Origin of the sequence: Psychromonas antarctica (assembly GCF_022267535.1) — a bacterium.
In the GTDB taxonomy this organism is placed as follows: Bacteria; Pseudomonadota; Gammaproteobacteria; order Enterobacterales; family Psychromonadaceae; genus Psychromonas; species Psychromonas antarctica.
On sequence record NZ_JAHNZV010000138.1, the window covers coordinates 1 to 6,140 of the forward strand.

A 6,140-nucleotide genomic window follows, 5' to 3' on the forward strand; every position below is an offset into this window, starting at 1 on the left:
GGCGAGCCGTTGATCAAGATGGTGATGAAATAGATATTTTGGTTCAGAAACGAAAGAATAAAACGGCAGCGATGCGCTTCTTTAAACGATTATTAAAAGGGCAGGGAAGTACGCCGTTAAAGATTGTAACGATTCCTTAGCTAGCTATTCAGCTACCAAAAAAGAATTAATGCCAAGCGTAGAACACTCAACCGTTCAGTATGAAAATAATGGATGTGAGCTCTCACATCAGCCTACCCGGCAACAAGAACGACAGATGCGTAAATTCAAATCACAGGGCCAAGCTCAACGGTTTTTAAGTTGTCATGGTGTGGTCAATAATCTGTTTCGTTTTGGCCGTCATCTAATGCAAGTGAAGCACTATCGAGCATTCCGTGATCGCTCATTTTCTGAATAGATGTGGGTTAGTTATGTCCAAAATTTAGATTAAGTCTAATTTAATAGCCTTTAGTCGTCCTAGTTACATAAGTTGACAATACCCTCTGACCTTAGAGAGCTATCTCATCTTAATTCAATTGGTGCCATTGAAATCTATTATGCATATCGGAATAGTTTAGCCAACCCATATCCTCTGGGAAATTATAGAGGGGATCGAAATGTTGAGAATAAATTCATAAACGAAGAGTGGGAGCGGGACTTGGAAGCTGTTCATTTGCGTCATAGTACAGCATGCCCCCCCCATTTGTTGGATGAAATCCCATTTTGATGATAATCTCCAAAATGTTGTGACTGAGTAATATTGGACACTGATTTATAAGTTTCTAAGTCGTAATAGCACAAAAGCGATCTAGAATTTTTATATTATCCACCGGTTAGAACGACCCCATTAGTTATATTTCAACTTAATCACCCCTACAACCCCATCCCAGATCGCTCAACCTCTTCATGAAACTCTTTCCAGTTCTGGCAATATTTAGCAACTAACTGCCAGAATCGCTTGTTGTGGCTCTTTTCTACGCTATGGCAAAGCTCATGGATAATGATGTAATCCATTACTTTGTTAGAAAATTCCATGCAACGAGGGTTGAATTCTAAAACATCATTTTCAGTGCAGTTTGCCCAGCGTGCTTCAAATTTTTTAACTTTATAAGTGGTGACTTCCAAACCAGTTTCTCGTTGCCAGTAGCGAATTCTAGATCCAAGCTTCTCTTGTGCCTTTTGTTTGTAAAAGCGCTCTAGTGCGGCTTTAAATGGTTTTAGGCTTACAAAACTTCCCTCGGGTGATAGCACCTTAAAGCGACTTTGATTAAAGCTGATCTGCGGTATTGTTAGTTCAGGTGCAGGGATCACCTCACAATAAAATGAACGTCCACGGTATACGGCTCGACTGCCAGTGACGATCTCTTCTTTTAATGCTTGGTTTACTTCCTCAAAGCGCTTCTTGATCCACCTAGCACGATAGCGAATAAATTCTCGTTGCTCTTCCAACGGAACGTTGGGTCCACGTAATAATACTTTTTTACCACGTTCTACAGTGACGTAATGATTTGATAATTTAGGATCTGCTTTAAATTCCCAATCAATCGCAGTAGTTCCATATTGAAATATTGGCATAACTTATCGGCTCGACTTTAAGTGGTGGCTAACCGCATACTGGGCGTAATAAAGCGGTAACACGATATTCTCTTTTTCTAATGCTGTTGATCCTTGTGTACCCGTTAACTTGATTGTTTTATTGGGTTGGCACTTCGTTATATAAGACTGTAAAGATTTGGCACGAGTCCGTTTGCCACTTTTAACTTCGATTGGGATAATTTGACCTTGGTCATCTGTTGCAATAAATTCGATCTCAGCTCGGGCATCACCCCATGAGAATGTCGGATCTATTCCTTGCGCTGCAAATTCTTGCTGCACAAAATTTTCAGCTATGTAGCCTTTATATTCAAAGCCTTGTTGTTTAATTTCTTTATAACCTATGGCTAACATATGATTGAGCAATCCTACATCGAATAGGAAAAGCTTAACTTTGTTTTCTTTTTGGTAGGCAGCTAAAGGACTGCGTGGCGTACCCTCAGTAGGGTAGTTCTTGAGTATTAATCGGCATTTATCTAACCAAGTGATCGCACTTTCAAAATCGCCATAGCGAGATTTACGCTCATGGACGCCTTTAAATTTAAAGCGTTTTACAGATTCATCTATAACCGAAGCAAGTTGTGAAGGAGCATTACGAAAGACCGATTCGATCAAACCTGCATCGACTTTTCCTGAGTACTTACCAAAGTCTCGCAAGTAACCTGAAATTAAGTTTGCATGGATATTTTCGACGGCTTCAACACGATCTAATATGCTTTTATTTTTTAATTCAAACCATGTGCTAACGGCTTCAGGCATACCACCCGTAAAATAATAGTCTGTTAGTTTGTCGAATAACTTAGTATGGGCAGGTGCTGAGTTAGCCTCCGTTTCAAAGGCTTTTATCAATGCCGCTTCACCAGATGCCAATAAAAACTCATAAAATGTTAGCGGGCGCAGATTATGTTGCTCAACTTTACCGACAGGGAATGAATTTAATAAACCGATGTTAGATCCACTGGCAGCGATATACATTTCGGGGGCTTTTTCAGCAAAGTATTTAAGCGAAGTTACGGCTCTTTGGCATTCGCCGATTTCATCTAAAATCAGTAAATCCGTAGTGGGGTTAAATGTTTCATTGGTTAACAGTTCAATATTTGAAAGAATATCTTCAGGTGTTAATGATCCAGAAAAAGCGTCAGCCATTTCTGGTGATTCAAGAAAGTCGATGCGCAATACATTATCAAATTGTTCTCCGAATAAACTTTGCAGCAGGTAGGTTTTACCTGTTTGACGTGCGCCGTCGATCAGTAAGGGTTTGCGCGTTTCTTTTTCTTTCCATTCGATTAATTTTTTTATTCGTGATCGCTGCATCGTTATCTCTTTAAGTTAACTAATTAGCTCTATTACACTTTAATGCGCGTTAAAATGCAACTGTTAGCTATTTTATGCGCATTAAAATGTAGCTTTTGTTGTTTTCAATGCGCAGTAAAAGTTAGTTATTCAGCATGATATTGAATATTTCTGCTGGGTATTGTCAAGTTAACAACACCTCAGCCAATTGTGCGATAATCTGCCGATGAAAAATTCTAATATCTACGCAGGTTATCGTTATCCTGCACAAATCATAAGTCATGCCGTTTGGCTTTATCATCGATTTACACTGAGCTTTCGTGATATTGAAGAATTACTCGCAGCTAGAGGTATTGTTGTCACTTATGAAATGATCCGCTTATTTAGAAACTTAGGGGGTGTAAAAAATACGGCAATACCTATTGTAACCAGCTAAAAAAGAATCGCGGTCAACTTGGTGATACCTGGTATTTGGATGAGGTTTTCATCAAAATAAATGGCGTATTGCATTACCTTTGGCGAGTAGTCGATCAAGATGGCGATGAGATAGATATTTTGGTTCAGAAACGAAAGCATAAGATGTCAGCGATGCGCTTCTTTAAACGATTATTAAAAGGGCTGGGAAGTGCGCCGTTAAAGATTGTGACGGATAAATGAGGATCGGCTTCAAAATTACTTACGCTTTTGTTTTCAAAATAACCAGTCATTCAGGTTTTTTAAAACAATTTAGCACAAGTTATTTTGTAACGATTCCTTAGCAAGCTACTCTGCAGCAAAAAAAGAATTAATGCCAAGCGTAGAACACTCAACTGTTCAGTATGAAAATAATCTCACATCAGCCTACCGGCAACAAGAACGACAGATGCGGAAATCCAAATCACAGGGCCAAGCCCAGCGGTTTTTAAGTTGTCACGGTGTGGTCAATAATCTGTTTCGTTTTGGCCGTCATTTAGGATCGGCTTCAAAATTACTTGCGCTTTTGTTTTCAAAATAGCCAGTCATTTTAGGCTTTTTGAAAACAATTTTTAGCGCAAGTTATTGTGTAACGACTCCTTAATGCAAGTGAAGCACTATCGAGCATTCCGTGATCGCTCATTTTCTGAATAGATGTGGGTTAGTTATGTCCAAAATTTAGATTAAGGCTAATTTAATAGCCTTCAGTCGTTCTGGTCACATAAGTTGACAATACCAAAACGTGCCACTTTGGCACTTGTCTTTGCAAAAAAGCTGTAATTATAATATACTGTTTATGTGCCACTTTAACACAGCATGGAGATTATTATGGCTACTGCACTACCTCGTATTACTGCTCGTGTAGACTTTGAGACGCAAGAGCTACTTTCACAAGCTGCGGCTATTGCTGGCATGTCTAGCATTAACTCATTTGTACTTAGTGCCGCTTTAGAAAAAGCAAAAACAATTATGGAACGTGAAAGATCCCTTAAATTAAGTCAGAAAGATGCAACGGCATTAATGAATGCTTTAGATCAACCAGCAAAACCAAATGATAAATTACAGCAAGCAACCTTACGCTATATGGACAAAAAACAATAATGAACACTGTCCAATTAGAAAAAGTTAAGCACGATCGGAACCGCTTTGATTGTGGTATCAATGCGTTAAACAATTACCTAAAAATAATGGCAAGTCAACAAGCTAAAAAAGACAACACTCGTACTTTTGTGCTTGAGGATGAACACTGCCCTGAACATATTATCGGCTATTATACATTAACAATGACGCCTATTGATGCTGAGGGCTTGCCAGCAAAATTGCAAAAAAAACATCACAATGTAACGTCTGGTGGTTTAATCGCTAGATTAGCTGTTGACCAAAGATACAAAGGGAAAGGTTTCGGAGAGTGGCTTTTAATTGATGCGCTTAAAAAACTATTAGCTGCCAGTGAAACGGTCGCATTTCCAGTTGTCATTGTTGATGCGAAAGATGGTGCGGGTAATTTCTATGAAAAATATGGCTTCACACCCTTTAAGGATGCAAGTAATAAACTGTTTATAACAATTGCAGATATAAGAGCTAGTATCTAGTTTGATTAGCGGTAATTAAACCGTAATGCCAATTAACTAACCTTGTTATTATATCTTCAGTCTGAAATGCTAATGCTGTTGAAAACTTAATTTGGGTAAAAATGACTAAACGTAAAAAAGAAAATATCGATTTAAGAAATCAAATTTATCGTACTGTTGCTAGCTCTACAGCAATTGAAACTGGTGAGTCGATTTGTGAGCTAGAGAAAAAATTGAAAAATAAGGATAGTAAATTTAACTGGCTAACTTTGACGTAAGTAGATATCTATTATCGGTTGGTACTGTCAAGTTAACAACACCTCAACCTGTTGTGCGATAATCTGCAGATGAATAATTCTAATATTTACGCAGGTTACCGTTATCCTGCCCAAATAATCAGCCATGCCGTTTGGCTTTATAATCGATTTACACTGAGCTTTCGTGATATTGAAGAACTGCTCGCAGCTAGAGGCATCGTTGTCAGCTATGAATCGATCCGCTTATTTAGAAACTTAGGGGGTGTAAAAAATACGGTGCGTTCTATTGTAACCAGATCAAAAAGAACCGTGGTCAACTGGGAGATACCTAGTATTTGGATGAGGTTTTCATCAAAATAAATGGCGTATTACATGGCCTTTGGCGAGCCGTTGATCAAGGTGGTGATTTGGTTCAGAAGTGAAAGAGTAAGGCAGCTGCGATGCGCTTCTTTAAGCGATTACTAAAACGGCAGGGAAGTACGCCGTTAAAGATTGTGACGGATAAATGAGGATCGGCTTCAAAATTACTTACGCTTTTGTTTTCAAAATAACCAGTCATTCAGGTTTTTTAAAACAATTTAGCACAAGTTATTTTGTAACGATTCCTTAGCAAGCTACTCTGCAGCAAAAAAAGAACTAATGCCAAGCGTGGAACACTCAACTGTTCAGTATGAAAATAACGGGTGTGAGCTATCACATCAGCTACTCGACAACAAGAGCGACAGATGCGGAAATTCAAATCACAGGGCCAAGCCCAACGGTTTTTAAGTTGCCATAGGGTGGTAAATAATCTGTTTCGTTTTGACCGTCATTTAGGATCGGCTTCAAAATTACTTGCGCTTTTGTTTTCAAAATAGCCAATCATTTTAGGGGCTGTTGATCTTTGTTTGAATTTTGTGCAAAAAAGTGGAAGGTAATCTCGTATAATTCACTTCGCCAAAAACAAATACAACGAGATTACCATGCCCCGATTAATGCTCACTGATGAACTGTG

Annotated in this window: 5 protein-coding genes and 3 pseudogenes; 6 read left to right on the forward strand and 2 right to left on the reverse strand. The window is 38.7% G+C overall.

The window, feature by feature from the left end:
• Positions 1 to 397 (forward strand): annotated as a pseudogene (locus KSO91_RS17960) (IS6 family transposase); the annotation flags it as partial.
• A gap of 455 nt (positions 398 to 852) precedes the next feature.
• On the opposite strand, the gene KSO91_RS15545 reads toward KSO91_RS17960, so the two are convergent.
• Together KSO91_RS15545 and KSO91_RS15550 are read right to left on the reverse strand one after the other, a co-directional pair.
• Positions 853 to 1,554, reverse strand: a complete 702-nt coding sequence (locus tag KSO91_RS15545; protein ID WP_238743943.1) for a YgjP family zinc-dependent metalloprotease — start codon at positions 1,552 to 1,554, stop codon at positions 853 to 855.
• 3 nt (positions 1,555 to 1,557) lie between these two features.
• A complete protein-coding gene (locus tag KSO91_RS15550) occupies positions 1,558 to 2,886 on the reverse strand; it encodes an ATP-binding protein (protein ID WP_238743944.1) in 1,329 nt (442 codons plus the stop codon).
• A gap of 205 nt (positions 2,887 to 3,091) precedes the next feature.
• Here KSO91_RS15550 and KSO91_RS17965 point away from each other — a divergent pair.
• The 5 genes and pseudogenes from KSO91_RS17965 to KSO91_RS17970 form a co-directional block, all read left to right on the forward strand.
• Positions 3,092 to 3,814 (forward strand): annotated as a pseudogene (locus tag KSO91_RS17965) (IS6 family transposase); the annotation flags it as partial.
• A gap of 332 nt (positions 3,815 to 4,146) precedes the next feature.
• Positions 4,147 to 4,419 (forward strand): type II toxin-antitoxin system TacA family antitoxin, encoded by a 273-nt coding sequence (locus tag KSO91_RS15565; protein ID WP_238743947.1) that lies wholly within the window; start codon positions 4,147 to 4,149, stop codon positions 4,417 to 4,419.
• A complete protein-coding gene (locus tag KSO91_RS15570) occupies positions 4,416 to 4,910 on the forward strand; it encodes a GNAT family N-acetyltransferase (protein WP_238743949.1) in 495 nt (164 codons plus the stop codon). The genes KSO91_RS15565 and KSO91_RS15570 overlap by 4 nt, the downstream gene beginning before the upstream one ends.
• A 101-nt stretch (positions 4,911 to 5,011) precedes the next feature.
• On the forward strand, positions 5,012 to 5,167 hold the full coding sequence (locus KSO91_RS15575) for a hypothetical protein (RefSeq protein WP_238743948.1): 156 nt from the start codon (positions 5,012 to 5,014) through the stop codon (positions 5,165 to 5,167).
• A 69-nt stretch (positions 5,168 to 5,236) separates the two neighbouring features.
• Positions 5,237 to 5,958, forward strand: a pseudogene (locus KSO91_RS17970) (IS6 family transposase); the annotation flags it as partial.
• Positions 5,959 to 6,140: the final 182 nt, after the last annotated feature.

Excerpts from the sequence above, each read along its gene's own strand:
- KSO91_RS15550 (WP_238743944.1), bottom strand. The coding sequence starts at position 2,886 with ATGCAGCGATCACGAATAAAAAAATTAATCGAATGGAAAGAAAAAGAA.
- KSO91_RS15565 (WP_238743947.1), top strand. The coding sequence starts at position 4,147 with ATGGCTACTGCACTACCTCGTATTACTGCTCGTGTAGACTTTGAGACG.
- KSO91_RS15575 (WP_238743948.1), top strand. The coding sequence starts at position 5,012 with ATGACTAAACGTAAAAAAGAAAATATCGATTTAAGAAATCAAATTTAT.
- KSO91_RS15545 (WP_238743943.1), bottom strand. The coding sequence starts at position 1,554 with ATGCCAATATTTCAATATGGAACTACTGCGATTGATTGGGAATTTAAA.